The organism is Mesorhizobium sp. U510, assembly GCF_059180695.1.
The window spans coordinates 3959161-3985239 of sequence record NZ_CP180532.1; the positions used below are offsets into that span (position 1 = coordinate 3959161).

A 26079-nucleotide genomic window follows, 5' to 3' on the forward strand; every position below is an offset into this window, starting at 1 on the left:
GTCCGACACATGCCTGACGAACTGGGTCGGGGGTGATGACGCTTGAGGATGGCTCTGCCGAGCCCGGCCAATTGCGGCAGCTTCATCAAAATGGATGGCGACTTTCATCCGCGCTTGTGGTGGCATCCAGCCCAATTGGAGAGCGGACCGCCGGAGCAACAGGTCCATATTCCGGTGAGTGGGCCAACTCCCTCATTGAGCGGCCTCTTCATAGGCTCCGACCGAGGATAGTCGATATGTATGATCCTGCCGAGAGGAACAAGAGGCCGGCTCGCACCCAACCAGCCGAAGATGAGCGGCTGGCGCGGCTCGAGAAAACGGCCAGGCTCAAGCGGCTTCGGTCCTACGCTTCCTGGCTTGCACCTGATGCATACGCCCAATTTCATGATGAGATCGACTGCTCTGCGCTAATTGAGGAAAGCCGTTCATTCAGCCTGGCCTGATCGGCTGATGCCGCCGCGCCGCGGCCATAAGATCCTGATCCAAGGCTCGGTCTGTGCGGTGGCGGCTCGAGCTTCCATCTCCTGAAGGTCGGCTTCGAATAGGAACATCGTCAGATCGGAATCTCAGCAGCCGCGCTGCACGCTCGTTCGGCACAGGCATGACGAGCTGATCGCCACATCCGCCTTGACCAGCGCCGTGGCGAGTCTTGCCTGCAGGGCCAGCAACTCCTCGCTCTCGCCACGCCGCCGCAAACATTCCACCAGCCCGTGCAGCGCCCAGACATTGTCCGGGTGCTGGGTGCAGCGCTGCACCTTGCCGGTGAGGCCGAGATCGTCGCGATAGACCTCCTCGGCCTCTTGCATGTGGCCCTGGTCGAGAAGCAGTGCCGCCAGCGCATGGCGGGGCGGGTGCATCCACGCCCATGGCTCGGTGTAGGAGAGGTTGTCATCCAGCTCGACTGCCTGGCGCAAATGGCCATAGGCCTCCTCGTGCCGGCCCTGATGGTAGGCAAGCTCGCCGTCGAGCAAGGCGGCACCGACAGCGAGCGAGGCGCGGGTCGGGTTGCTGAGGAAACGCCGTTCGGTCGGAATGGTCTCCATATGCCGGTGGAACCGGTCGCGCTCGCGCTCGGCTTCCGTGAATTGCCTCAGCGTCGCATGCGCGACACCCTTGGCATAGTGCTGCATGGCCGCCGTCAGCACATACAGGCCGGGCTCTTCGACCGCCGGTTCGGCGATGATCTCCTGCCAGCGGCCGAAGCGCACCTGCACATGCGATTTCATCGCATGATAGCCTTCCACGGTCTGGGCGAGTTTTGGGCGGTCTTGGATGCCGACCACGTCTCGCGTCACTAGGCTGCGCACCTTGTCGGCGGCCCACAGCGCTGGCCGATACTGGGCAAGGAACATGCATGTGAACATCATCAGATGCAGATCGTGACAGCAGCCGAGCAGATAATAGGTCGGCTCATCGGCATAGGCGAGATAGAGGTCGTTGGCGCGGACCGCCTTTTCGCTGGCGATCCTCGCCTTCTCATAGTCGCCGCACAGCACGTAGATATGCCCAGGCATATGGTTCATGTGCCCGGCATCCGGGCACATTTCGCCGAGCCGGTCGGCCGAGCGCAAGCCGCGTTCCGGCATGGTCGAAATTTCCAGGAGATGGATGTGCAGGTGCAGGATCGCCGGGTGTTGTGAGGCACCTGCCTCGTCGGCAAGCCGGATCGACCGCTCGCAAACCTCCAGGGCTTCCAGCACGTCCGAATTCGGTGCCGGTTCCCCCGTCTTGAGGTTCCACAGCCGCCGCACCGTGCGCATCATTAGCGCCTCGACCAGCAGCGCCATCACATCATGATCGTCGGGAAAATCGTGGTAAACCCGCCGCATCGCGGCGGCATAGGCATCATCCCATCGTTCGAAATCCTGTGGTCTCACCTTGTGCGGCTTCTGAAAGCGAGAGGCCAGCGCCTCGATCAATCGCCGTTCGATCTCGCTGGCGCCAGCCGCATGGGCGCGCGCCAGCTGGACATGCTGGAAGCAGCGCCTGGTCGCGCTGTTGGCCTCGGCCTCGCCATGTTCCTTCCAGGTCAGATTGTAGAAAGGCCCGGCGGCATAGGCGATGCCCCAATGCACCATCGCGCAGCCGGGATCGGTCTGCAACGCCTTCTCAAAACACTTGATGCCTTCCTCGTGGTTGAAGCCGTAACACCAGTTGAGCCCGATATCGAACCAGCGCTGGGTCTCAGTGGAGCGGGTGGAGATCGAGCGGCGATAGGTGCCGAGGTTGAAGTGGTCCATTTCCCGGCTCGTCTGACTCATTGCCTTCGTCAGACAAGCGCAGTCGGTGTGCCCAAAGCTTTCTGACCTTCGGCACGATCCGGACTAACTTGCACTTTGGCTATTTTCACCCGCATATCCGCATCACCATATAATGGCGCCATTATACGGGACACGCACCGATATTTGGAACTGCTGTGCGGGCGACCTGATACAGGATCTGCAAATCAGAATTTATAGGCGATCCCGATTCGGACCTCGTTGGTCTTGAGGTGTTCGTGCTCTTCCCAACCCGAGTCAGTGTTATCGGTTGCAGTCGTGACCTTGCCGAAATCTGTATAGCGATATTCGGCCTGGCCGACCCAGTTTTTGTTGAAAGCGTAAGCGAGGCCCGCGCCGACCGTCCAGCCGGCCTTGATTGTCGACTTGGAATCCGTTGCCGGCCCGTCTTCGAACTTCGTGTGAATGTCTCCCAGCGCCAAACCGCCGGTGACATAGGGCATCCAGTTGTCAAAGGCATAACCCAGGCGCCCGCGCAATGAGCCCTGGGCGTCGATATGGGTATTGTCGTCAGTTCCGAACGGCCAGTCCGGGTTGTGGCCGACAATTCCGGAGGCCTCGATATCGCCTTCGACGCCGCCGACGATATTGCCCCATTGCATGTTATAGCCGGCAAAAATACCGCCGGTGACCCCACGGAGCCTGAAGCTATCCGAATAATCTGAATCGCCGCTGGCGATGTTCTCGTCCTGGATATGGTCCTTGCCCCAAGCGTAACCGATCTGGCCGCCGATATAGGCGCCTGTCCAATCATACGTGGAAGCGACCGGAAGTTCATTCACAACATCGGCCGCCATGGCCGAGGAAAGGGTGGCGCCAAAAAATGCTGCTGCCAAAATGTATTTCATAGTCTGTCCCCGCCTGGAGCTATGCCTGACCCGAACTCTATGTATCAGTATCACAGGAATTCCCTTACGGAACGCAATTGCATGGTTGAAGCGCACGCTTTCCCCAAAGCATGTTGCTACAGCGCAACAAAAAGGCGTTTTGGAGGGCCATTTGGCCTGTTTCCAAACGATTGTCGCCCCGATCTTCGAGTTCGCGGAGGAGCCGCGTTGCCACGGTGAGCCGGCCGCGGCTGGATTCCCTCGCCATCAATGTGTGCCTCCAAGCGTTGCAAGCGCCATGGTGGCACCGCCGCTGTTTAAGAGGGTAGGCTGGCGTCTCTGACAAGAAAGCCACCCTGCTTGTGCGTGGCGTGGGCGGCTTTGAAAATGGAGGTCTGAATGGGAATTGAACCCATTACGTCGGTTTTGCAGACCGATGCGTCACCGTCCCGCCACCAGACCGTGCTGGTGTTATGGTCATACCACCAACGCGCGTCAACCTTGCTGCAGGCGCTCCCCCCTGCGCGGTTTGGGTGAAGGGATTGTCGGTGGCGCGCCGCCCTTAGTTGGTCTCTTCGCGCGGCGCCTCGCTTTGCCAGCCGGCCAGCTCCGGCAGGTCGTCGAGCCAGCTTTTCTCGCTCATCAAAGCATCGCTGGCCTGCGGTGCGGCCTCCGTGGCGTTTTGAATCAGCCAGTCCATCCACTTCCGATAGGCGACCGGATCCAGTTGGGGTGGCAGCACCTTGGCCTTGGCCAGCATGCGTTTGCGGAAACTGGTTTGCCTGCGCAGTTTGGTCGTCGTGAACTTGATGACCTTGCCTTGATAGTCGACCGTCCAGCGGTCGCCTCCAAGACTGACAAGGCTGTCGATCGAGAAACCGGCATCGACCGGTCGATCCCGCCAAGGAAGCTCGATGGCATTCTTTCTCAGATCGAGTGCCCATCGCCTATAATCGAAACCCGCGCGCTGCGGCGGCAGCACACCGGCCTGTTCGAGCATCTTCCTGCGGAAGGTCGGCTGCTTCTTGATCTGGCCGGTCGTGAACTCGACGCGATGCCCACGAAACTCGACATGCCAACGGATCCTTCCGTTGCCGACATACTTCACCAGCCTGTCGATGAGGAATTCACCATCGGCAAGCGTCACGCAGCCTTGGCGGATGCTTTCGTGAATGAACTCGGTGTCAGTGACCATTATCCGGCCTCGTGCTGGAAACTTCTACGCAACTTAGCCATTGGAACGCACCTGCCACCATCAATCTTTTTCACTCCGGAAATCTCACCTGCCTCAAGCCGCCCAAAGTGACGCGCCGTGCGTGTTCTCGGACGGGAAGCTTGTTTCAGGTGCGGCGGCATCAGCCAGCCCGCGCTTGCTGTCGGCTGCCTTGAGGCCTTCCATCCTGACAAGAATGTGCAAGCCGTCGTGTTACGGTCTGTCATGTCATCGATCTGATAGCCATCGAAGCAATGGGAGAGTTCGCCACGTCCAGGATCAACCGCCGCGCCTTGCTTTTCCACTCCGGCAGCGCAGCCGTCGCCTCGACGGTTGCGGCAACCGCACGCGCCACAGGGTCGCCGGGCCGAGACCAGGAACCGTCAGATAGATTGCGAGAGCTGATTGAGGCGCACAGGATTGCATATGCGGCGTTCGGCAAGGCGCTGCACGATTTAGGCGGCGACTCCGGCGGAGCCAGCCGGGAGGAGGAGAGGGCGCTGCTCGCCATCTGCGGCCATGCCGCGGTCGAGGAAGGCGATCGCCTGGCCAAGGCCCGATATCTTCTGGAGATAGAGGCGCGCGGCGAACTCGACCTCCCGGAGCATATGCAGGCTGTTCTTCGATCGACAATGTGGAAGGGATGAGGCGACCGGCGCGCAACCACGACTATGTCACCGCGCTGATGGGCGCGGCGGTTGTTCGCTACATATTCATGCCGCGCCGACAGTCTCGCGGCCCGACGCGAGCCTTTTAGCCAGCAGGTTTGCAGCCTGCCCTACGCCGGCTTGGCGTATTGCTCGGCGCTCATGACTTCGATGCAGACGAAGCGTTCGTTGCCTTCCACCCAGGCGTCGTGGCCGGGCGGGATGGTATAGGACGTACCCTTCGTGAACGTCTTCTGAGTCCCGTCATTCATCTTGATGGTGATGGTTCCGGACACGACGTAGCCGACATGCGATACCTGACAGCTATCCGTCTTGACGACCGGCTTCACGCATTCGGACCATTTCCATCCCGGCTCCATATTGAGCCGCCCGAGCGTAAAGCCTGGAAGCCGCACCACCTCGACGCGTGTCTTGGCGGGCGAGCGAACCTCATCCGGGTTGTCGTGAGATTTGGATTCAAACTTGGTGACATTCATTCCACCATCGGCCATGGCATCCTCCCATACGCGACGCGGAGTCCAATGCTGGCACCTTTCCATTATATTAGCAATTGCTTTTATATCTGCGAAGGTCGACCACAGCCGCGCTCACCACCTGAACGGGTGACCTGGAATGGCCCGCATCAGGACATAAAGTTCTGTGTAAGCTGCTGATTCAAATTATGAATAAAGAGTGGCTGGGGAACCTGGATTCGAACCAGGACTAACGGAGTCAGAGTCCGTGGGTCTACCGTTAACCTATTCCCCAGCAAGCGCGGTCATGGACCGCGCGGGCCGAACGGCTGAGCCGCTTGAGCGCTGCCTTGTAGCCGCCAGCGGAAAATAGTCAAGCCTGCTGTGTGGTTCAATCGTTCCGTTTTGACAGCTGGTTTCAGACGCCGGGGTTCAGGTGCGCGCGGCGGGCACAAGATCCCATCCGCGCCTCAGCTCTCTGTCCGGCTGAACTGCGAACGCTCGAAGAACAGCACCACGCCCAGGCCCAGAATCAGCGGGATGATCAGGTAAAACAGCCGGAACACCAGCAGCGCCGCCAGCACGCCGACCGGCTCCATGTCGGAAAGGCCGGTGAGGAAGACCACCTCGAACACGCCGAGTCCGCCCGGCGCGTGCGAGATCTGGGCGATCGAGAAGGAGACGAGGAAGACGCCAAGCACGACGAAATAGCCGGGATTGTGCACCTCGGGCAGGGCGAAGAAGATGATCGCCGCGGCGGCAATCAGTTCGATCGGGCCGATCAGCAATTGCCTGGCGACGATCGGCAGTGCCGGATAGTGCAGTTGGAAGCTGGCGATCTTCAGCGGGCGCAGATGCAGCCAGCTGCCGAAGATATAGGCGGCGACGAGGAGCAGCATCGCGATGCCCGCCGCTTCCGACAGGCCATGATGGGCGACGCCCGAGAACCGATCGATGATCTGAGGCTCGAACACCAGCACGAGGCCGGAGGCGAGAATCGTCGACAGCACGAAGGTGATCCAGCAGATCGCCACCAGCACGCCGACATCCTGGCCGGTCAGGCCCCTTGTGCCATAGGCACGGTAGCGGATGACGGCGCCGGAAAAGACCGATCCGCCGATATTGTGCGACAGCGCATAGGTGGTGAAGGAGCACAGCGTCACGAACAGCCACGACACACGCTTGCCGATATGCAGCAGCGCGATGTGGTCGTAGCCGGCGAGCGCGGCATAGGCGATGACGGAACTCAGCGCCGCCAGCACCCAGCCGCGGGTTGGGATGGCGGCGAGCCCATCCCAGACATCGTCGAGCGAAATGCCGCGCAGTTCATGCCAGAGCAGCAGCAGCGAGAAGATCACCGCGGCGATGCCGACGACCGGCCAGAAATAGCGTTTCCAGTTCATTGCCTGACTGCCATGCGCTGCGTGCCCGCTTCCTTTTCGCTTGATGGTGGGAGCCCGGCCGCCCGGTGACTTCCATTCATTTCAGAAATGCCTCATTGAAGCCGGCTATTCAACCGCGAACACATGTCGCGCCGGCCGCCGGCAAGATCTGCCCGCAGCGAAAGCAGCGCAAACGGCAGGCGACAAGGCATCGGCTGCGGCCAGCGTTGTCTTCGCCGGCATCCGCGCTACCAATCCAGCCTTGCGGGTACATTACGCGGCGGCGCAAAAGGGCCGTCTCGCCCAGCCGGCAAAATTCGGCATGCGGCTCTTGGTGATCGGCCACGGCACTGTTAGTCTGGCGGCAACTTGAAACATGCCAAAGCGCCTGCTGCGTCCTTCACCGGTTCGCGCGGCGCCGGAAGGAACGACAGTGGAAGACCGCGACACCGGCGCAGGCGCGTCGGAGGTGGGCGCGTCCAGCGCTTCCCCAGGGCCATCGGGCTCGGGGACTGCCGGCTGGCAGCAACGCCGCCCGACGGAGCCGCGCTCCGCCGCTGGGCAGGCGGGCGACGCGCCCCATCACCAGAAGGGCAAGCCCAAGAAGCGGCGCAAGCGAAGGCGCGGGCGCAAGGTTTTTGCGCGCGACGAAACGCAGGGCAATCGATCGCCGGTGCCAGGCCAGGCCGCCCCGGCTTTGGAAGCGAAGCAGCCGACGGCGCCGGCAATCTCCCCCGTCGCTCAAGCGCCGCGCCCCGAACAGGGCACGCGCCGGCCGCCGGTGCATGAGCTGCCGGTCTTTGCGGCCCTCGACCTCGGCACCAACAATTGCCGGCTGCTGGTCGCCGTTCCCACACGGCATGGCCAGTTCCGCGTCATCGACGCCTTCTCGCGCATCGTCAGGCTGGGCGAGGGGCTCACCGCTAATGGCCGGCTCGGCCAGCCGGCGATGGATCGCGCCGTCGAGGCGCTGAAGATCTGCGGTGACAAATTGCGCAGCCGCAAGATCAGGAAGGCCAGGCTGATCGCCACGGAAGCCTGCCGCTCCGCGGAGAACGGCGTCGAATTCCTCGAACGCGTCGAGCGCGAGGCCGGCCTGAAGCTCGAGATCATCGACCGCCAGACCGAGGCGCGGCTGGCGGTGTCCGGCTGCGGCTCGCTGGTCGAGCGCGACACGCAGGGCGTCGTCCTGTTCGACATCGGCGGCGGCTCTTCGGAGATCGCGCTGATCGATCTCACCGGCCGCCGCTCGCCGCGGCTCGCCAACCATATCGTCTCGTGGACGTCGCTGCCGGTCGGCGTCGTCTCTCTGGCCGAGCGCTTTGGTGGCCGTACCGTCACGCGCGAGATCTTCAACGCCATGGTCGACGATGTCGCTGGCCGGTTGGCGAGCTTCGACGGTCGCGACCGGCTGAGCCACCTCAAGGCCAGCCCGAATTTCCATCTGCTCGGCACGTCCGGCACGGTGACGACGCTGGCCGGCGTCCACCTAGATCTCGAGCGTTACGACCGTCGTCGGGTCGACGGGCTGTGGATGGACCGCGACAGCGTCGACCGCATGGTGGAACGACTGGTCGGCTGGGATTTCCAGCAGCGCTGCGCCAACCCTTGCATCGGCGCCGACCGCGCCGATCTGGTGCTGGCCGGCTGCGCTATCCTCGAAGCGATCCGCGCCGTCTGGCCCTCGGAGCGGCTGCGCGTCGCCGACCGTGGCCTGCGCGAAGGCATATTGAGCGAGCTGATGGCCGATGACGGCGTCTGGCGCAACGATGGGCGTGGCCGACAATGACCAAGAAACCGGAAAATCCAGGATCGGCCAGCATTCGCGTGCTGAAGACGCGGATCAAGAAGAAGAGCGGCCTGAAGGAATTGTCGCGACGTTGGCTGCAGCGCCACATCAACGATCCCTATGTCCAGCGCTCGAAGGCCGACGGCTATCGCTCGCGCGCGGCCTACAAGCTGATCGAGATCGACGACAAGCACCATCTGCTGAAGCCCGGCATGAAGGTGATCGACCTCGGTGCCGCCCCCGGCGGCTGGTGCCAGGTCGCGGCCGCACGCACGAAATCGACGGCGGAAAATCCGCATGTCGTCGGCATCGACTATCTGGAGATGGACGCCGTGCCCGGCGCGCCGGTGCTGTTGATGGATTTTCTGGATCCGGATGCGCCGCGCAAGCTCGCCGAAGCGCTGGGTGGGGACCCGGATGTCGTGCTGTCCGACATGGCGGCGCCAACCACCGGCCATAAGCGCACCGACCACATCCGCACCATGCATCTGTGCGAGGTGGCGGCCGATTTCGCGCTGTCCGTCCTGAAACCGGGCGGCCATTTCCTCGCCAAGACTTTTCAGGGCGGCGCCGAGAACGAACTGCTCTCCATGCTCAAGAAGAATTTCCGCTCCGTCCACCACGTCAAGCCGCCGGCCTCGCGCGATGAATCGGTCGAGCTTTATCTGTTGGCCAAAGATTTTAAGGGGCGAGAGTCCGGTCCGCCGTCAGGCGGATCGGAACGTCCAGTGGACGTTCCGAAGGACTCGAGCGCCCGGAGCCATAGCGAAGGGCCGGGGGACGCTGACCGCTGAGCCGGCCTTCACTCCCCCGGCGATCTCACGGGTTCCAGCGGCTTGGGCGTCGTCAGCCGGCCATGGCCGGAGACGGCATTGCCGGCGTCGGGCGCCAGCCGCATGAAGGACAGCGACGCCGCCGCCGATACCGCCGCCACGATGAAGAAGGCGATGTGGAAATCGCCCAGCGTCAGCGGTCCGCCATGGATCGAGGTCGAGACTTCCAGAATGCCGCCGGCCAGCGCCACGCCGAGCGCGATCGACAATTGCTGGAACACCGCCGTGATCGGTGTTGCCTTGCTGGTGTCTTCGGCCGACACTTCGGCATAGGAGAGCGCGTTGACGCCGGTGAAGAACATCGAGCGGATGAAGCCGCCGACCAGCAATATGGCCAGCATCAGCACGTAAGGCGTTTCGGGGGTGAAGAGGCCGTAGATGGCGATCGATGCGGCGGCGACCAGCGAGCCGACGATCAGCACGCGGCGGAAGCCGGCAACGCGAAAAATCAGCGCGGTGACGAATTTCATGCCGATGGCGCCGATCGCCGAGACGAAGGTGATCATGCCAGACTGGAACGGCGTCAGCCCGAAGCCGATCTGGAACATCAGCGGCAGCAGGAACGGCACTGCTCCGATGCCGATGCGAAACAGCGAGCCGCCAAGCACCGATGAGCGGAACACCTGGTTGCGGAACAGTTCGAGCGCCAGCAGCGGATTTTTGGCGCGCCGCGCATGCATGAGGTAGAGCGCGCCCGACAGCAGCCCGACCCCCACGGTGATGAAGCCGGTGGCCGGCGGCAGATAGGGCAGGCTGACCACGGACAGGCCGAAGACCACTCCGGATGCCGCAAGCCCGCTCAGCACGAAGCCGATGAAATCGAGCGGCGGCGTCTCCATCGATTCGGTTTCCGGCAGGAAGCGCGTCGCCAGCCAGATGCCGACCAGGCCGATCGGCACATTGATCAGGAAGATCCAGTGCCAGGTGAAATAGGTGGTGATGAAGCCGCCGATCGGGGGACCGACCAGCGGTCCGACCAGTGCGGGAACGGTCAGCCACGACATGGCGGCGACCAGGTCGCTCTTGGGCGTGGCGCGCACCAGCACCAGGCGCCCGACCGGCGTCATCATGGCGCCGCCAATGCCTTGCAGGAAGCGCGACACCACGAAGGCCGGCAGCGAACCGGACAAGGCGCAGGCGACCGAGCCGACGATAAACACCGCAATCGCGGCGCGAAAAATGTTCTTGGCGCCGAAGCGGTCGGCCATCCAGCCGCTGATTGGAATGAAGATCGCCAGCGACACAAGATAGGCCGTCAGCGCCAGCTTGAGCGCGATCGGGCTGGTATGGATATCGATGGCGATCGCCGGCAGCGATGTCGCGATGACGGTCGAATCCATGTTTTCCATGAAAAGTGCGACCGCCAGGATCAGCGGAATGGTGCGATTCACAAGCGTGACCGTTTTCAAATTTTCTATTCGGCCGGGGGCGAACCGATACAGGGGGCGGTTATCATGGCTGGACACCGATGTCGTGTTAAATTGCTGTCACTTTTGTGCGACCGCAACCACGGGTGGCGCAATCAAATGGTCGAAGACGCTGTTGTGCAATGCAACGATCGGCTTTTCATCCGCGTCGCGACGTGTTACCAGCCAGCGCCAATCCTGAAAGGGAAGATGAGAGTCGGCGCTGTCCATTCCGGTCCAGCGCTTTTTCCGCATTCTAAAGGGCTGGCCATGGCAAAAATCATCGAAACGTCCACAGGCGCACTGGCGCTGACCTTTGACGATGTGCTTTTGCAGCCCGGTCACTCCGAGGTCATGCCCGGCGAAACTGATGTCCGCACCCGCATTGCAGGCGACATCGACCTCAACGTGCCGATCCTCTCCGCCGCGATGGACACCGTCACCGAGGCGCGCCTTGCCATCGCCATGGCCCAGGCCGGCGGCATCGGCGTCATCCACCGCAATTTCTCGCCGGCCGAACAGGCCGAGCAGGTACGGCAGGTGAAGAAATTCGAATCCGGCATGGTGGTCAATCCGGTCACCATCGGTCCGGACGCCACGCTCGCCGATGCGCTGTCGCTGATGCGCACCTATTCGATCTCGGGCATTCCGGTGGTCGAGAATGGCGGCACGGGCGGCCACAAGACCGGCCGGCTGGTCGGCATCCTGACCAACCGCGACGTGCGCTTTGCCTCCGACCCGGCGCAGAAGGTCTATGAGTTGATGACCCGTGAGAACCTGATCACGGTCAAGGAGAATGTCGACCAGGACGAAGCCAAACGGCTTCTGCACCAGCACCGCATCGAAAAACTTGTCGTCGTCGACAAGCAGGGCAATTGCGTCGGCCTGATCACCGTCAAGGACATCGAGAAGTCGCAGCTCAACCCGCACGCCACCAAGGATGCGCAGGGCCGCCTGCGCGCGGCGGCCGCCACTAGTGTCGGTGACGATGGCTTTGAGCGCGCCGAGCGCCTGATCGACGCCGGCGTCGACCTTCTGGTCATCGACACCGCGCACGGCCACTCGCAGCGCGTGCTCGACGCTGTCACCCGGGCGAAAAAACTCTCCAACTCGGTGCGCATCCTGGCCGGCAACGTCGCCACCGCCGAAGGCACGCAGGCGCTGATCGATGCTGGCGCCGACGCCGTCAAGGTCGGCATCGGCCCGGGCTCCATCTGCACCACCCGCATCGTTGCCGGTGTCGGCGTGCCGCAGCTTTCGGCCATCATGTCGGCGGTCGAGACGGCGCACAAATCGGGTGTGTCGGTGATTGCCGATGGCGGCATCAAATATTCCGGCGATCTCGCCAAGGCGCTCGCCGCCGGCGCCAGCGCCGCCATGATCGGCTCGCTGCTGGCCGGCACCGACGAAAGCCCGGGCGAGGTCTATCTGCACCAGGGCCGCTCCTTCAAGGCCTATCGCGGCATGGGCTCGGTCGGTGCCATGGCGCGCGGCTCGGCCGATCGCTACTTCCAGGCCGAGGTGCGCGATACCCTCAAACTGGTGCCGGAAGGCATTGAAGGCCAGGTTCCATACAAAGGACCTGTGTCTGGCGTGCTGCACCAGCTTGCGGGCGGCCTAAAAGCCGCTATGGGTTATGTCGGTGGCCGCGACCTTGCCGATTTCCGCGAGCGCGCCACTTTTGTGCGCATATCCAACGCCGGACTTCGTGAAAGCCACGCCCATGACGTCACGATTACCCGCGAAAGCCCGAACTATCCCGGCGGAGCCTGAACAATACGGGCTCGGGCGGAGCCTGACCGCGACGGTCCTGCGGCTGCCACGCCACGCGGCCGCATTGTGTTTCCTGTCGGCGGCGGTTTTCATCGCCATGACGGTGATGGAATTCTTCTATTTCCGCCAGTTGAGCGGCGGCCTGCCGTCGCTCGACATGCGCTATTTCGGTTTCACACCCGACGAAGGCATGGCCTGGCTGACGGCGCTCGGCCGGCGCGGCGGCGAGATCATTCTGGTCTGGCACTATCTGACCTTCGATCTGTTGTTCCCGGCGCTGCTGTCGCTGACCTTGGTGAGCCTGGTCCTGGCCACTGGCCGGCGCCTGCAGAACTTCCGCGAGCTTCCCGGGCAGGTGCAGTCGATCTTCGCGCTGGTGCTGGTGCTGCCCTACACGCTGGCCGACTATGCCCAGAACATCGTCGTGGCGCGGCTTCTGTCCGATTTCCTGTCGGCCAATCCGGATTCGCTGTCTTTCGCCTCGGCTCTGATCGTCACCAAATTCGCGCTGCTCGCCATCCCGGTGGTCGTCATCGCCGCGTTTTGGCTGGTGGGTCAGAGACGCTCGAGCAATTCCGGGAAAAGCGCGTAGCGCTTTCCCTGGGGAATTGCGTCAAAACAAAGAGTTAGAGTGGTTCGCCGTTTCCGTGAAGACGGTGGAACACTCTAAGCATGGTACCGGACAGGGCAGGGGAATGTCATGAACCAGACCACGATCTTCTGGCCCATTCTGGCGCATGTGGCTCTGGTCTACATCGTCTACGGCGTGTTGGGGCGCCGCAGATATGACGCAGTCAAATCAGGTGAGGCCAAGGTCGGACAGTACAAGGCCCGCTCGACCGAGCCGGCGTCCAGCGTCACCGTTGCCGCCAATCTGTGCAACCAGTTCGAACTGCCGGTGCTTTTCTATGTGCTGTGCCTTACGCTGCACGTCACCAACGGCGTCAACTATCTGACCTTGACGTTGGCGTGGATTTTCGTCCTGACGCGCTATTTTCATGCCTGGGTTCACCTGACCAGCAACAATCTGCGGCTGCGCAGCCGTTCTTTCTTCGCTGGCGCGGTGGTGCTGGCGCTGGCCTGGATCTGGTTCGCGCTGCACCTGCTCGGCCTCGTCTGAGGCAGGGTCACGCGGGGGTTGCAGCCCTCGACATCAAGCGCGACGCATAGATTTCGATCCTCCGCCGAAATCTATGCTCGACCGTCCACGCGACGAATGCTGCAATGGCGACCACGGTGCAGAACGCTATGCCGATCCGAAGATACGGGGAGCCGACCCACGGAGCCAGCCATCGTATGATCGCGACACCGACATTCTGGTGCAGAAGATACAGAGGATAGCTGATCAAGCCGATGTAACTCACGCTTCGCCAGATCTTGATATCGCGCAGCTGGACCCCGATGACCCCAACAATTGAAAGCGCGATGACCCAGGCACTGAATGCTGAACCGCCCCACAGTTTGACAACAACCATCAGGCATGCGGCTGTCACGACCATCTGCACGGTTCGGGTCGATCGCCTCGCCGCGATGCCCATCAAAAAGAAGAGGCTGTAGGGGAACAGAAAATACGGCATGGCGATGCCCTTGAAGGGAAAAATCAGAGCCTGATGGTCTCTCCACAACCCGGAAAAATATGCAATTGCGCCCAGAACGGTAAAGCTGGTGAAAAGGACGAGAACGCGATTTGGCCAGAGGTAGAAGATGAGGCCGAACACAAAGTAGAATTTTGCTTCCGCAAGCAGTGACCAGTCGGCGCCGTCGACCAGCGGCGTTGGAACAAACAGGGTTACCCAGCTTGCGTTTTTCAGGCCGTCGAGCGCTGAAACCTCTCTTCCCGGAAGACCCAGAGCCGCAACCACAATAAGCGTGGTCGCGATACAGGCGATGAGCGCGGGCTCCAGCCGCGTAAATCTCTGCAGCCAGAACACCCACACGGTCTCAGACCGCTCGGCTGTCATCGCGATGCAGTAGCCACTGATAATGAAAAAGAGAAAGACGCCAACTATCCCTTGCCATGGCAGCGTCATCTGGTGGTCGAACCCGATGTAGTCGGCGGGAAAGCGGGACGTATAGTGGAAGATCAGCACCAGCATCACGGCGATCGCACGCAATGCGTCGATCGCCTCGTATCGCCGGTTCTCGTCCTGATCCGAACCCATCGGCCAGAAGCCTCTAGAGGTCGAACACCGCTATTTTACGCTTGTCGAACTTTATGCCGATCTCGCCGCGCACCAGCTTCAGTGCCGCTTCGCCGAAGACGGCGCGCCGCCAGCCCTGCAGCGCCGGCACGTCGGCGTCCTCGCCCTCGGCGGCGATGCGGTCAATGTCGTCGCTGGAGGCCAGCACCTTCGAGGCCACGCCCTGCTTCTCGGCGACGATCCTGAGCAGCACTTTCAACAGTTCGGCCGCGGCGCTCGAGCCTTCCGGCGGCTGGAAATTCTTCGGCAGTTTCGGCATCTGCTCCTTGGGCAAGGCCAGCGCGGTGTTGACCGCTCCAAGCAGGGCCGTCGCCGTCGAGGAGCGCTCCCAGCCCTTGGGCGTTGTGCGCAGCTTGGCGAGGGCCGCCGCGTCGCGCGGCGCCTGCTGCGCCACCTCGTAGATCGCGTCGTCCTTGAGCACGCGGCCGCGCGGCACGTCGCGCTCGCGCGCCTCGCGCTCGCGCCATGCCGCCACGGCCTGCACGATCGCAAGTTCCTGCGGCTTGCGCAGCCGCATTTTCAGCCGCTTCCAGGCGTCCTCCGGATGCGGATCGTAGGTCTCGCGCGAGGTCAGGACGTCCATCTCTTCGTTCAGCCAGTGGGCGCGGTTCTCCCGCGCCAGTTCGGCGCTCAAATGCTGATAGACCTCGATCAGATGGGTGACGTCGGCGAGCGCGTAGTCGAGCTGCTTGTCGGACAGCGGCCGGTGGCGCCAGTCGGTGAAGCGCGACGACTTGTCGAGCCGCGCGCCGGTGATGCGCTGCACGAGCTGGTCGTAGGAAACGCTGTCGCCGAAGCCGCAGACCATGGCCGCGACCTGCGTGTCGAACACCGGGTGCGGCACGAGATCGCCGAGATGGACGATGATTTCGATGTCCTGGCGCGCTGCGTGGAAGACCTTGACCACGGCCTCGTTGGCCATCAGCCGGAAGAACGGGGCGAGGTTGATGTCGGGCGACAGCGGGTCGATCAGCGCGGTGACGCCAGGCGCCGCCATCTGGATCAGGCACAGGATCGGCCAGAAGGTCGTTTCGCGGATGAACTCGGTGTCGACGGTAACGAAATCCGACTTTTCGAAAGCGGCGAGAACGGTCTCGAGTTCTTTCTGGGTGGTGATGACGTGCATCAAATCGCTTTTGGCAGGAGTAAGGTCTTCCTAGATTTCAGCCGGAAAGGCTTTCGTCAAGCTTTGGCGCAGCCATCATCGGCTTCCCGGACCATCGGAATCGCCATTGCGCTTAGCCAGCCGCGCAAAAACGGTCGACGTGCGCAGCAGCGCGATGAAGCGGCCGCGCTTGCCCACGGGCACGCCGGAGCGTGCCTGCATGCGGTAGAGGATGACGGCGATGAAGATCGCATAGACGGTGGCGCTGAACACGAACAGCGCGCTCGGCCCGAAATGCTGCATCACTGTCGAGGCGGCGAAAGGGCCGCCGATGGCGCCGAAGGAATAGAACAGCATCAGCGCCGCATTGATCAGCACGAACTCCCCCGTGTCGGCGCGGTCGTTGGAATGCGCCGCCGACAGCGAATAAAGCGGCATGGCGAAACAGCCGAAGATGAAGATGATGATGAAGTTGAGCAGCGGATTGCTGCCGGCGATGAACACCAGCGCCAGGGCTGAAAGCATCGCGCAGCAGGTCGTCAGCAACAGCACCCGGCGCCGGTCCCATCGGTCGGAGAGGTAGCCGAGCGGATACTGGATGATGGCGCCGCCGAAGATGCCGACGCTGACGAAGGTGACGACATCGGCGACCGACATGCCGATCTGCTCGGCATAGACCGGCGACAGCGTGCGAAAGGCGCTGTTGGTCACGCCGACGGCGATACAGCCGAAGCAGCCGAGTGGCGAAATGCGCCAGACGCGCGCCAGGTCGAGCTTGACCTCCTCCGGCGGCGTCGGGTTGGAACGGTCGCCGAGCGAGACCGGCACCAGCGACAGCGTGATCATGATCGACATGATGGCGAAGATGGTGAAGCCGCCGGCGCCGAAGACGGGGATCAGGAACTGGGCCGATGTCACCGAGCCGGTATCGACCATCCGGTAGATCGCCAGCACGCGGGCGCGGTCCTTGTTGGTGACGCCGGAATTCAGCCAGCTTTCGACGATGGTGAACAGCCCGGCAAAACAGAAGCCGCCGGCAAAGCGCACCGCGCACCACATCACTGGATCGAGCACCAGCACCAAAAGCAGAGTGCCGACCGAGGCAATCGCGGCCAGCGCCGAAAACGCCCTGATATGGCCGACCGCCTTCATGATGCGGGTGATGGCCAGGCAGCCGAGCAGGAAGCCGGCGAAATAGAACGTGCCCATCAGGCCGATGTCGGAAGCGGAAAACCCCTCCTGCGCGCCGCGCAGCGCAATCAGCGTGCTCTGCAACCCATTGCCGCCGAGCAGGATGCCTGCGGCGAGAAGAAGCGGGATCAGCGGGCGGATGGAGGACATGAAAAAGGCGATCACGTATCGGTGATCCCTTCTTGAACTATCCCTCCCACCAATGCCAGCGGCAATTGCCGCTTGCAGGATCAATCGCGGTTCTGCAGCGCCCCCACTATATTGCCTGGTTTGGAGCGGACGCAGGTCCGTATGGTCCAACTGCCGACCTCAGTTTCGCGACGCGATCTTACCTGGCCGGCCGTCCCGTCCGCGGCGAGGGAAACCTTCAGTCACCCCTCTGCTGCCCGCGCAAGTATCTTGTCACGCGTCGGTTCGAGCGGCTCATCCACCGAAGCGGCCGGTTTGTCGGCGGCCGGCCGCCGGCCAAGCGATCCCGCGGTCAGCAGGCTGAGGATAATGAACGGAATGCCGATACCAAAGGCCGAGCGGATGCCCCAATGGTCCGAGACGAAGCCGAGCAGCGGCGGGCCGAGCAGGAAGGCGACGAAGGAGATCTGCGACAGTGCCGCGACATTGATCGCAGCCGGTCGATCCGTCCGTTGGGCGGCAGCCGAGATCGCCAGCGGGAAGAGGGCGCTGGTACCGATCCCCAGAAGCGCAAAGCCCAGCATGGAGAAGAACGGCGCGGGCGAGAAAAAGACAACGAGCACGCCGGTCGCCATCATTGCCAGCAGCACCCGCGCCACGCCGCTTGGCGAATAGCGGTCGACGAAACTGTCGGCGAAGAAGCGCGTGGTTGCCTGGGAAAAGGCGAACAGCGCCACGGTGAAACCGGCGACGAAGGGGCCGGACTCGAACACGGTGCGCATATAGATCGCCGACCAGTCGATGCTGGCGCCTTCCATCAGCATCGCCGAGAGTGTCACCGCGACGAGAACAAGGATCGGCAGGGTCGGCCGCGCCAGCATGGGTGCCTTCTTGCCGGTGCCGACGAAGCGACTCGGCGCCGGCTGATAGCCGCCGAGGAACAGCGCCATCGAGATCGCGACGATCGGCACGATCAGCGCCAGATGCAGTTGCGGCGATATGCCGAGATGCGCAAGAGCCCCGCCGAACAGGCCGGCGCCGAAAAAGCCCATGCTCCAGAACGAATGCGCGCGGTTCATGATGCGACGCTTGACCAGGAATTCGGTCCGGTCGGCCTCGACATTGAGCATGATCTCGACGCTGCCGATCATCAGGCCGACTGGAAAGAGCATGAGGAAAAGCGCGAGCGGCCCCGGCGCATGCACCGCAACGGCATAGGCAAGCGCCAGCAGTGGTACCAGGACGAGCAGCGCGCGGCGGAAGCCGACGCGCTCGAGCAGCGGCGTCGCGAGCGTCAGTGCCGTCAAGGTGCCGATCGGCGTTCCGATCAGGCTGAGGCCGAGCGTGCCGTCCCCAATGCCCATGGCGTGCTTAATGTCGGGCAGCCGTGGAAAGATGTTGCCCATCGCGAAGGAATAGATCGCGAACCCGGCATAGACGCGGTGTTGCGGGGCAAGGTTGAGACCAAAGCTCATGGCGGCGCTTTCAAAGGAAGGGAGGCTGGCTTGTGCGACAGCCCAGTCGGCCACTCCTTGCATAAACGTGCAGAACATGCAAGAACGTGCACAGAGAAATAAGATCAGGCGAAACAGGCAATGCTGACCGATCAACGGCACCAACTTATCCGTGACCGCCTCGCGGCGGAGGGGAGTGTGCTGGCGGGCGAACTGGCGAGCCGCTTCGGGGTTTCGGAGGACACGGTGCGCCGTGACCTCAGGGAACTGGCGAAAGCCGGGCACTGTCGCCGGGTCTATGGCGGCGCGGTTGCGGCGGCGCCCTTTGCCGCGGCCCCCATCGGTCTGCGCGGGGGCCATGCGGTCGAGGAGAAGGCGCGGCTGGCGAGCACGGCCATGGCGTTGCTCTCCAGCGGACAGACCCTGTTCATCGACGGCGGCAGCACCAACACCGCCATCGCCAAGGCCATTCCCTGCGACCTCGAACTGACCATCGCCACCAATTCGCTCGGCGTTGCCTCGGCGCTGTCCGACCATCCCCTGGTCGAACTGACCGTGCTTGGCGGCAGGTTTGTCCGCGACCTCGGAACCTGCGTCGGCGCCGACACGCTGGCCGCCATTGCACAGCTTGGCGCCGACCTGTTTTTCCTTGGCTCGTGCGGCCTGGATGCCTCACGCGGTGTGACGGCATTCGATTCGGCCGAGGCCGAGGTCAAGCGGGCCATGGCCAGGAACAGCGCCGGCATCGTCATCGCCGTCACCAACGACAAGCTGGCCACCGCGGCGCCTTATCGCGTCGCCGGCGCCGAAGCGATCCGCCATCTGGTGGTCGAAAAGACCGCGCCGGCCGCGATCCTCGCCGATTTCGAACGCCAGGGCGCCGAAATCCACTTTGCTTGAAGGCGGCGAGCTACTTCCACGACGCCGCATGTGCGATGAACACTTCGATATCTTGCTTCGAGTAACCGAGAAGGGTTCCTTCAAGCCTGGCCAGATCATTCGATGTGAAGACGTCGAAGGCCTCTCCGCTGCGACACATTCTGGAGATCAACAGGCTGAGCTTGCAGCGCCATTCTTCTGTAGGCAGGCAGTAGCGGCGCTCCTCCACCAAGGTTCCAGGATCAGTGTGGGTGAACCTCAGAATACGACCTGTTTCTACAAACGGCTCAAAGTCCGCGTCGCCAATATCTTCGGCGTCCATACCCGGTTCGACCGAGAACAAGGCCATTGGCTTGTCACCCTGAAGCATCAGTTCCATCTCGCGGCCATTGTGCGGGCCTATTCCCGGCGGGAGAGTGCGTTTTGGCACGTGGGGTCTCCAGATCGCTTGATAAGTGCGTTGTCTCAGGAAGCACGTCTAGCGGCAATGCGTTAAGGCCGGCAAAGACTTAAACCCTGGCGGTCGAACCTGGATACGGCCCGATGTCTCCTTGCCTTGACAAATCCGGCCTCCCATGCGCTTTTCGCGCAAATTTTGGGCCGGGCTTTGATGCTTTGGCCTGCCACCCAGTACCCCGGACTTTACCAATGACAATGCACCGTTACCGCAGCCATACCTGTGCCCAGTTGAGAAAGAGCGACGTCGGCTCTTCCGTTCGCCTGTCGGGCTGGGTGCATCGCGTGCGCGACCATGGCGGCCTGCTGTTCATCGACTTGCGCGACCACTACGGCCTGACCCAGATCGTCGCCGACCCCGATTCGCCGGCCTTCAGGGTCGCAGAGACCGTGCGCGGCGAATGGGTCATCCGTGTCGACGGCGAGGTCAAGGCGCGCCTGCCGGAGACGGTCAACGCCAACCTGCCGACCGGCGAGATCGAGATTTTCGCACGCGAAATCGAGGTGCTGTCGGCTGCCAAGGAATTGCCGCTGCCGGTGTTTGGCGAGCCGGACTATCCCGAGGACATCAGGCTGAAGTACCGCTTCCTCGACCTGCGCCGCGACACGCTGCACAAGAACATCGTGGCGCGCACCAAGATCATTGCCGAGATGCGCAAACGCATGGGCGAGGTCGGTTTCACCGAATTCTCGACGCCGATCCTGACGGCTTCGTCGCCAGAAGGCGCGCGCGACTTCCTGGTGCCGTCGCGCATCCATCCCGGCACGTTCTACGCGCTGCCGCAGGCGCCGCAGCAGTACAAGCAGCTGATCATGGTGTCGGGCTTCGACCGCTATTTCCAGATCGCGCCCTGCTTCCGGGACGAGGATCCGCGCGCGGATCGTCTGCCCGGCGAGTTCTATCAGCTCGACCTCGAAATGAGCTTCGTCGAGCAGGACGACGTGCTCAATACGATGGAGCCCGTCCTCCGCGGGGTCTTCGAGACCTTTGCCAATGGCAAGCCGGTGACGCAGAAGTTCCAGCGCATTCCCTACGATGTCGCCATGCGCAAATACGGCTCCGACAAGCCGGACCTGCGCAACCCGATCGAGATGCAGGCCGTCTCCGACCATTTCCGCGATTCCGGCTTCAAGGTGTTCGCCAACATCCTGGCCAATGATGCGAAGGCCGAAGTGTGGGGCATTCCGGCCAAGACCGGCGGCAGCCGTGCCTTCTGCGACCGCATGAATTCCTGGGCACAGGGCGAGGGCCAGCCGGGGCTGGGCTACATCTTCTGGCGGGAAGTTGAGGAGCCCACTTTTGAGCAACTGGGTTTCAAAGAAATGTCTCCACCCGCAGTTGCAAATGCTAGCCATGTGCAAGCTGTTGCGGCTCTGGAGGCTTGGCGCGAGCAGCACGCAAAAACTCCTGATGGTAAGTGGCTCGAAGGCGCCGGCCCGCTCGCCAAGAACATCGGCGAGGAGCGCACCGAGGCGATCCGCCAGCAGCTCGGCCTTGCCGACGGCGACGCCGCCTTCTTCGTTGCGGGTGATCCGAAGAAATTCGTCTCCTTCGCTGGTGCCGCGCGCACGCGCGCCGGCGAGGAGCTGAATCTCGTTGACCGCGAGCGTTTCGAATTGTGCTGGATCGTCGACTTCCCGTTCTTCGAATGGAACGAGGAGGAGAAGAAGATCGACTTCGCCCACAACCCGTTCTCGATGCCGCAGGGCGGCATCGATGCGCTGAACGGCGAGGATCTGCTCGGCATCAAGGCCTTCCAGTACGACATGGTGTGCAACGGTTTCGAGATTGCATCAGGCGGCATCCGCAACCATCTGCCCGAAACCATGGTCAAGGCGTTCGAGACGGTCGGACTGGACCGTGCGACCGTCGAGGAACGCTTTGGCGGCCTCTACCGCGCCTTCCAGTATGGCGCGCCGCCGCATGGCGGCATGGCCGCCGGCATCGACCGCGTCGTGATGCTGCTGGTTGGCGCCAAGAACCTGCGTGAGGTCACCATGTTCCCGATGAACCAGCAGGCCTACGATCTGTTGATGAATGCGCCGTCTGAAGCCAGCCCGCAGCAGCTTCGCGAACTGGCGCTGCGTGTCGCGCCGATCAAGAAGGACGCCTGATCGCGAGTTTCGAGCGGTACTTTAAAAACCCGCCAGAACCGATTCTTTCGACTCGATAATCCCACAAAAAAGCCCGGCATCGCTGCCGGGCTTTTTTGTAGATCCTGAGGGCGTTCGATCAGTCCTCGTTCGCCTTGACGCTGACGCCGAGCGTCTTCGGCAGGTCGAGCGGGTTGGACATGGCGCCAGCCATGATCAGCGCGAACGGCACCGATGCCGGGGGCTCGGCCGAGATTTCGAGGCTCTTCGGATCGTCGAGATATTTGCTGACCGCCGCGGTCACCTGCGCCGTCAGTTCCGGATTGTTGAGCTGCGCCATGCCGAACGGCACGATCGCCTTGGCCTGGTTGGCGACGTCCTTGGCCGACATGCCCTGCTGCTTGCCGACATATTCCAGCACCTTGCCGGTCAGCGAATCGTCGTCGAAGCGGATCGAGGCGCTGTTGAACGAAAGCTGCTGCAACAGGCCGAGCATGGCCATGCCTTGTGCCGAATTGTCGGCGCCTTGAGGCTGCGCGGCCATCTTCTTCTGCATTTCCTGCAGCGACTTTATGAAGTCGATCGTGTAGCCGCCGAGGTCGAAGGTCATGCCGAGCGTGCCGGCATTCTCGACGGAGATGTCGTATTTCGACAGTTCCATCTTGCCGTCCGAGGGCTGCCAGGTGCCGGCCATTTCGAGATTGCCCGAAATGTTCTGGTAGCCGAGCGCGTTGATGACTTCCTTGGACTTGGGATCGTCGACCAGTGTCAGGTCGGCGTTGAACTTTTCCGTGTTGGCGGTGAATTCCATCGCCTTGCCGTCAGCCGGCGGCGTGATCTCGACGGCAAGCCCGTCCATCGAGAAGGCGGTCTTGTCGGCGACCTTGACCGTCATGTTGGAGAGTTCGGCGGACTTGTACATCATCAGCGAGCCCAGCGGGCCGGTGGCGCCATCGGCCGGAACCGTCATGTCATGGATGACGAAGGGGCTGAGGTTGAGGGTGACGCCGTCCTTGGCGTGTTCGAAGGCCGAGGTAGAGACGGTACCGATATCGAAGCCGCCATTGGCCGCGGTCACGTTCTCTAGCTTGACGTCGCCGATGGTGAGGGCTTCCTTTTCCGCCGCCGGCTTGATGGCAACGCCCTGCAGCACCATGCTGGTGTTGTCGCCGGTCACGCCGGTCCAGGAGATGTCGACGCCCTGTGCCGCCAGCGCCGCCTTCAGCCGGTCGGCAACCGCGGCATCCTGGGCAAGGGCCGCATTTAGCGGCAGCGTGAGCAAGAAGGTCGAAAAAGCCAGTTTCTGGAGAGTTGAGCGTTTGATTGTCATCGCAAGGTCCCTGAGAGTGTCCTGAAATTGTTTTTCAATTCTTTGCACCATCACCATTCCGTGACGAACTGGACGGGAAAAAGGCGTATCCCGGTACCATGGTCGAAAATCACAGTGAAAGGCAAACTCGATCCCACCGTCTTGGCGCAAATCGGTGAATTTGTCATGAAGAGCCGGTTGCCCGATATCATCACGCTTGGCCATAGAGGCCTGATGTAACAGGCTGATGTTGGTCGACATCCCCAGGCGTGCGGTTTCATGTTGCAGAACGGCGGGTATGTCTGTCGGCCTCTTGCCGCGAATCACCCGCTCAGCTAGTCCCAGCCCATGGGAAAAAGGCTTTTGCCGCCTGAAAATGGCGGTGGTGATCACATTGAACCGGTCGATCTGAAGAAGGCGCTGGAAGAGCGCTATCTCGCCTATGCGCTGTCGACCATCATGCACCGGGCGCTGCCCGACGTTCGCGACGGGCTGAAGCCGGTCCACCGCCGCATCATGCACGCCATGCGGCTGCTCAGGCTCAACCCCGACCAGGGTTTTGCCAAATGCGCCCGCATCGTCGGCGAGGTGATGGGCAAGTTCCATCCTCATGGCGACCAGTCGATCTACGACGCGCTGGTGCGGTTGGCGCAGGATTTTTCCATGCGCTATCCCTTGGTCGACGGGCAGGGTAATTTCGGCAACATCGACGGCGATAACGCTGCCGCCATGCGCTACACCGAAGCGCGCATGACCGATGTGGCGACCGAATTGTTGTCCGGCATCACCGAGGATGCCGTCGACTATCGGCCGACCTACAATGAAGAAGACGAGGAGCCCGTGGTGCTCCCCGGCGCCTTCCCGAACCTGCTGGCCAACGGCTCGTCCGGCATCGCGGTCGGCATGGCGACATCGATCCCGCCGCACAACGCGGCCGAGCTTTGCAACGCCGCATTGCACCTGATCGAGCATCGCGATGCGCCGGTCTCGAAGCTGATGGATTTCGTCCAGGGTCCGGATTTCCCGACCGGCGGTATCATCGTCGACAGCCGCGCTTCCATCCTCGAAGCCTACGAGACCGGCCGCGGTGGCTTCCGTGTCCGCTCGAAATGGAGCCAGGAGGACCAGGGCAGGGGCACCTGGAGCATCGTCGTCACCGAAATCCCCTATGGGGTGCAGAAGGCGCGGTTGATCGAGAAGATCGCCGAGCTGTTGATGGCGCGCAAACTGCCGTTGCTCGAGGACATCAGGGACGAAAGTGCGGAAGACATCCGCGTCGTGCTGGTGCCCAAGAGCCGTTCCGTCGACCCGGGCATCCTGATGGAATTGCTGTTCAAGCTCACTGAGCTTGAAAGCCGTTTCCCGCTCAACATGAACGTGCTGTCGCGCGGCAAGGTGCCCAACGTCCTGTCGCTGAAGGGCGTGCTGCAGGAATGGCTCGACCATCGCCGCGACGTTCTGATCCGCCGCTCGAAACATCGCCTGGGCGAGATCGAAAGACGGCTGGAGATCCTCGCCGGCTACCTGATCGCCTATCTGAACATCGACGAGGTGATCAAGATCATCCGCGAGGAGGATGAGCCCAAGCAGGTGATGATGGCCCGCTGGTCGCTCACCGATACCCAGGCAGAAGCCATCCTCAACATGCGCCTGCGCGCCTTGCGCAAGCTGGAAGAGTTCGAGATCCGCAAGGAGTTCGACGGCCTGAGCGCGGAGAAGAAGCAGATCGAGGCGCTGCTGGCGTCCGATGCCAAGCAATGGTCGACGATCAAGTGGGAAGTCACCAACATCCGCGACAAGTTCGGCCCGGAGACCGAGCTTGGCAAGCGCCGCACCCAGTTCGCCGATGCACCCGAGCACGACCTGACCGACATCGCCCACGCCATGATCGAGCGCGAGCCGGTCACCGTGGTGGTTTCGGAAAAGGGCTGGCTGCGGGCGATGAAGGGGCATCTGGCCGACCTTTCGACGCTGACCTTCAAGGAGGGCGACAGTCTCAAGCTCGCCTTCCATGCGCAGACCACCGACAAGGTGCTGGTCTTCACGACAGGGGGCAAGTTCTACACCATCGGCGCCGACCGGCTGCCGGGCGGGCGCGGCCATGGCGAGCCGATCCGCATCATCGTCGACATGGACAACGACCAGGACATCGTCACCGCCTTCGTCCACGATCCGAAGCGCAAGCTGCTGCTGGCCTCCTATGACGCCAACGGCTTCATCGTGTCGGAGGAGGAAGTTGTCGCCAACACCCGCAAGGGCAAGCAGGTGATGAACGTCAAGGCGCCGGACGAGGCCAAGCGTTGCGTACCGGTCACCGGCGATCACCTCGCCATCGTCGGCGAGAATCGGAAAATGCTGGTGTTCGCGCTTTCGGAAATTCCCGAGATGGGCCGCGGCAAGGGCGTGCGGCTGCAGAAATACAAGGATGGCGGCCTGCTCGATCTCAAACCGTTCAGCTTGGAGACGGGCCTGTCCTGGCAGGACTCGGCCGACCGCACCTTCACAAGGTCGCGCGAGGAACTCGCCGAATGGATCGGCGCGCGGGCGTCGGCCGGCCGCATGGTGCCGAAGGGTTTCCCGAGGACGGGCAAGTTCGGGTAGCTAAACGTCTCTTCCTTCCCCCCTGTGTGGGGGAAGGT

General features: G+C 62.5%; 23 protein-coding genes and 2 tRNA genes. 10 read left to right on the top strand and 15 right to left on the bottom strand.

Annotated elements, in window-relative coordinates:
• The first annotated feature begins 236 nt into the window (after window positions 1-236).
• A complete protein-coding gene (locus ACLGL5_RS20645) occupies window positions 237-443 on the top strand; it encodes a hypothetical protein (protein ID WP_210184879.1) in 207 nt (68 codons plus the stop codon).
• Window positions 444-566: 123 nt separating this feature from the next.
• Here ACLGL5_RS20645 and ACLGL5_RS20650 read toward each other — a convergent pair whose 3' ends face one another.
• From ACLGL5_RS20650 to ACLGL5_RS20665, 4 genes are all read right to left on the bottom strand, one after another.
• Window positions 567-2240 (bottom strand): hypothetical protein, encoded by a 1674-nt coding sequence (locus ACLGL5_RS20650; protein WP_069091928.1) that lies wholly within the window; start codon window positions 2238-2240, stop codon window positions 567-569.
• Between the two features lie 206 nt (window positions 2241-2446).
• Complete coding sequence (locus ACLGL5_RS20655; protein ID WP_019857552.1) at window positions 2447-3127, bottom strand: outer membrane protein; 681 nt, start codon at window positions 3125-3127, stop codon at window positions 2447-2449.
• A 367-nt stretch (window positions 3128-3494) separates the two neighbouring features.
• A tRNA-Cys gene (locus ACLGL5_RS20660) sits at window positions 3495-3568 on the bottom strand.
• A gap of 100 nt (window positions 3569-3668) precedes the next feature.
• The gene (locus tag ACLGL5_RS20665; protein ID WP_064984755.1) at window positions 3669-4301 is read right to left on the bottom strand and encodes a hypothetical protein; all 633 of its coding nucleotides are present in this window, start codon (window positions 4299-4301) and stop codon (window positions 3669-3671) included.
• Window positions 4302-4711: 410 nt separating this feature from the next.
• Between ACLGL5_RS20665 and ACLGL5_RS20670 the strand changes: the two genes are divergently transcribed.
• The gene (locus tag ACLGL5_RS20670) at window positions 4712-4966 is read left to right on the top strand and encodes a hypothetical protein (protein ID WP_223217745.1); all 255 of its coding nucleotides are present in this window, start codon (window positions 4712-4714) and stop codon (window positions 4964-4966) included.
• A 131-nt stretch (window positions 4967-5097) separates the two neighbouring features.
• On the opposite strand, the gene ACLGL5_RS20675 is transcribed toward ACLGL5_RS20670, so the two are convergent.
• The 3 genes from ACLGL5_RS20675 to ACLGL5_RS20685 all read right to left on the bottom strand — a co-directional run bounded on the left by ACLGL5_RS20675 (window position 5098) and on the right by ACLGL5_RS20685 (window position 6842).
• Entirely contained in the window at window positions 5098-5478 is a 381-nt protein-coding gene (locus ACLGL5_RS20675; protein ID WP_019857555.1) for a cupin domain-containing protein, read from the bottom strand.
• Window positions 5479-5660: 182 nt separating this feature from the next.
• Window positions 5661-5734: transfer RNA gene (locus tag ACLGL5_RS20680), tRNA-Gln, on the bottom strand.
• A 175-nt stretch (window positions 5735-5909) separates the two neighbouring features.
• The gene (locus ACLGL5_RS20685) at window positions 5910-6842 is read right to left on the bottom strand and encodes a lysylphosphatidylglycerol synthase domain-containing protein (RefSeq protein ID WP_064984753.1); all 933 of its coding nucleotides are present in this window, start codon (window positions 6840-6842) and stop codon (window positions 5910-5912) included.
• Window positions 6843-7254: 412 nt separating this feature from the next.
• On the opposite strand from ACLGL5_RS20685, the gene ACLGL5_RS20690 reads away from it, so the two are divergent.
• The gene (locus tag ACLGL5_RS20690; protein WP_019857568.1) at window positions 7255-8610 is read left to right on the top strand and encodes a Ppx/GppA phosphatase family protein; all 1356 of its coding nucleotides are present in this window, start codon (window positions 7255-7257) and stop codon (window positions 8608-8610) included.
• Window positions 8607-9404 carry an RlmE family RNA methyltransferase gene (locus ACLGL5_RS20695; RefSeq protein ID WP_494372755.1) on the top strand — a complete coding sequence of 266 codons (798 nt, stop codon included), beginning with the start codon at window positions 8607-8609 and terminating at the stop codon, window positions 9402-9404. The genes ACLGL5_RS20690 and ACLGL5_RS20695 overlap by 4 nt, the downstream gene beginning before the upstream one ends.
• Before the next feature lie 8 nt (window positions 9405-9412).
• On the opposite strand, the gene ACLGL5_RS20700 is transcribed toward ACLGL5_RS20695, so the two are convergent.
• Window positions 9413-10834 (bottom strand): MFS transporter, encoded by a 1422-nt coding sequence (locus ACLGL5_RS20700; RefSeq protein WP_027046726.1) that lies wholly within the window; start codon window positions 10832-10834, stop codon window positions 9413-9415.
• Between the two features lie 96 nt (window positions 10835-10930).
• Window positions 10931-11080: a hypothetical protein gene (locus ACLGL5_RS20705; RefSeq protein ID WP_155772703.1), complete on the bottom strand. Its 150-nt coding sequence runs from the start codon at window positions 11078-11080 to the stop codon at window positions 10931-10933.
• Between the two features lie 39 nt (window positions 11081-11119).
• Here ACLGL5_RS20705 and guaB point away from each other — a divergent pair, with 39 nt between their 5' ends.
• From guaB to ACLGL5_RS20720, 3 genes are all read left to right on the top strand, one after another.
• Window positions 11120-12622, top strand: a complete 1503-nt coding sequence (gene guaB / locus ACLGL5_RS20710) for an IMP dehydrogenase (RefSeq protein WP_010915551.1) — start codon at window positions 11120-11122, stop codon at window positions 12620-12622.
• Window positions 12573-13214: a hypothetical protein gene (locus ACLGL5_RS20715; protein WP_083246716.1), complete on the top strand. Its 642-nt coding sequence runs from the start codon at window positions 12573-12575 to the stop codon at window positions 13212-13214. Before guaB ends, ACLGL5_RS20715 begins: the two co-directional genes overlap by 50 nt.
• A gap of 108 nt (window positions 13215-13322) precedes the next feature.
• Complete coding sequence (locus ACLGL5_RS20720) at window positions 13323-13742, top strand: MAPEG family protein (protein ID WP_069091929.1); 420 nt, start codon at window positions 13323-13325, stop codon at window positions 13740-13742.
• 7 nt (window positions 13743-13749) lie between these two features.
• Here ACLGL5_RS20720 and ACLGL5_RS20725 read toward each other — a convergent pair whose 3' ends face one another.
• From ACLGL5_RS20725 to ACLGL5_RS20740, 4 genes are all read right to left on the bottom strand, one after another.
• The gene (locus ACLGL5_RS20725; RefSeq protein ID WP_069091930.1) at window positions 13750-14784 is read right to left on the bottom strand and encodes an acyltransferase family protein; all 1035 of its coding nucleotides are present in this window, start codon (window positions 14782-14784) and stop codon (window positions 13750-13752) included.
• A gap of 13 nt (window positions 14785-14797) precedes the next feature.
• Entirely contained in the window at window positions 14798-15949 is a 1152-nt protein-coding gene (rnd, locus tag ACLGL5_RS20730; RefSeq protein ID WP_010915555.1) for a ribonuclease D, read from the bottom strand.
• Window positions 15950-16024: 75 nt separating this feature from the next.
• A complete protein-coding gene (locus ACLGL5_RS20735) occupies window positions 16025-17269 on the bottom strand; it encodes an MFS transporter (protein ID WP_064985063.1) in 1245 nt (414 codons plus the stop codon).
• 221 nt (window positions 17270-17490) lie between these two features.
• Window positions 17491-18723: an MFS transporter gene (locus tag ACLGL5_RS20740; RefSeq protein WP_019857576.1), complete on the bottom strand. Its 1233-nt coding sequence runs from the start codon at window positions 18721-18723 to the stop codon at window positions 17491-17493.
• A gap of 120 nt (window positions 18724-18843) precedes the next feature.
• Between ACLGL5_RS20740 and ACLGL5_RS20745 the strand changes: the two genes are divergently transcribed.
• A complete protein-coding gene (locus ACLGL5_RS20745) occupies window positions 18844-19602 on the top strand; it encodes a DeoR/GlpR family DNA-binding transcription regulator (protein WP_064984746.1) in 759 nt (252 codons plus the stop codon).
• A gap of 10 nt (window positions 19603-19612) precedes the next feature.
• Here ACLGL5_RS20745 and ACLGL5_RS20750 read toward each other — a convergent pair whose 3' ends face one another.
• A complete protein-coding gene (locus ACLGL5_RS20750; RefSeq protein WP_069091931.1) occupies window positions 19613-20011 on the bottom strand; it encodes a hemin receptor in 399 nt (132 codons plus the stop codon).
• Between the two features lie 224 nt (window positions 20012-20235).
• Here ACLGL5_RS20750 and aspS point away from each other — a divergent pair, with 224 nt between their 5' ends.
• Window positions 20236-22152: an aspartate--tRNA ligase gene (gene aspS / locus ACLGL5_RS20755; protein WP_069093388.1), complete on the top strand. Its 1917-nt coding sequence runs from the start codon at window positions 20236-20238 to the stop codon at window positions 22150-22152.
• A 118-nt stretch (window positions 22153-22270) separates the two neighbouring features.
• Here aspS and ACLGL5_RS20760 read toward each other — a convergent pair whose 3' ends face one another.
• Window positions 22271-23461, bottom strand: a complete 1191-nt coding sequence (locus ACLGL5_RS20760; protein ID WP_027046730.1) for an aq_1923 C-terminal domain — start codon at window positions 23459-23461, stop codon at window positions 22271-22273.
• A 327-nt stretch (window positions 23462-23788) separates the two neighbouring features.
• Here ACLGL5_RS20760 and parC point away from each other — a divergent pair, with 327 nt between their 5' ends.
• On the top strand, window positions 23789-26041 hold the full coding sequence (gene parC / locus ACLGL5_RS20765) for a DNA topoisomerase IV subunit A (RefSeq protein ID WP_494372756.1): 2253 nt from the start codon (window positions 23789-23791) through the stop codon (window positions 26039-26041).
• The last annotated feature ends 38 nt before the right edge of the window (window positions 26042-26079 follow it).

Coding starts and splice junctions, on each gene's coding strand:
- ACLGL5_RS20645 (WP_210184879.1), top strand. CDS start 237: ATGTATGATCCTGCCGAGAGGAACAAGAGGCCGGCTCGCACCCAACCA.
- ACLGL5_RS20650 (WP_069091928.1), bottom strand. CDS start 2,240: ATGGACCACTTCAACCTCGGCACCTATCGCCGCTCGATCTCCACCCGC.
- ACLGL5_RS20655 (WP_019857552.1), bottom strand. CDS start 3,127: ATGAAATACATTTTGGCAGCAGCATTTTTTGGCGCCACCCTTTCCTCG.
- ACLGL5_RS20665 (WP_064984755.1), bottom strand. CDS start 4,301: ATGGTCACTGACACCGAGTTCATTCACGAAAGCATCCGCCAAGGCTGC.
- ACLGL5_RS20675 (WP_019857555.1), bottom strand. CDS start 5,478: ATGGCCGATGGTGGAATGAATGTCACCAAGTTTGAATCCAAATCTCAC.
- ACLGL5_RS20685 (WP_064984753.1), bottom strand. CDS start 6,842: ATGAACTGGAAACGCTATTTCTGGCCGGTCGTCGGCATCGCCGCGGTG.
- ACLGL5_RS20695 (WP_494372755.1), top strand. CDS start 8,607: ATGACCAAGAAACCGGAAAATCCAGGATCGGCCAGCATTCGCGTGCTG.
- ACLGL5_RS20705 (WP_155772703.1), bottom strand. CDS start 11,080: ATGGACAGCGCCGACTCTCATCTTCCCTTTCAGGATTGGCGCTGGCTG.
- guaB (WP_010915551.1), top strand. CDS start 11,120: ATGGCAAAAATCATCGAAACGTCCACAGGCGCACTGGCGCTGACCTTT.
- ACLGL5_RS20715 (WP_083246716.1), top strand. CDS start 12,573: ATGACGTCACGATTACCCGCGAAAGCCCGAACTATCCCGGCGGAGCCT.
- ACLGL5_RS20720 (WP_069091929.1), top strand. CDS start 13,323: ATGAACCAGACCACGATCTTCTGGCCCATTCTGGCGCATGTGGCTCTG.
- ACLGL5_RS20725 (WP_069091930.1), bottom strand. CDS start 14,784: ATGGGTTCGGATCAGGACGAGAACCGGCGATACGAGGCGATCGACGCA.
- rnd (WP_010915555.1), bottom strand. CDS start 15,949: ATGCACGTCATCACCACCCAGAAAGAACTCGAGACCGTTCTCGCCGCT.
- ACLGL5_RS20735 (WP_064985063.1), bottom strand. CDS start 17,269: ATGTCCTCCATCCGCCCGCTGATCCCGCTTCTTCTCGCCGCAGGCATC.
- ACLGL5_RS20740 (WP_019857576.1), bottom strand. CDS start 18,723: ATGAGCTTTGGTCTCAACCTTGCCCCGCAACACCGCGTCTATGCCGGG.
- ACLGL5_RS20745 (WP_064984746.1), top strand. CDS start 18,844: ATGCTGACCGATCAACGGCACCAACTTATCCGTGACCGCCTCGCGGCG.
- aspS (WP_069093388.1), top strand. CDS start 20,236: ATGCACCGTTACCGCAGCCATACCTGTGCCCAGTTGAGAAAGAGCGAC.
- ACLGL5_RS20760 (WP_027046730.1), bottom strand. CDS start 23,461: ATGACAATCAAACGCTCAACTCTCCAGAAACTGGCTTTTTCGACCTTC.
- parC (WP_494372756.1), top strand. CDS start 23,789: ATGGGAAAAAGGCTTTTGCCGCCTGAAAATGGCGGTGGTGATCACATT.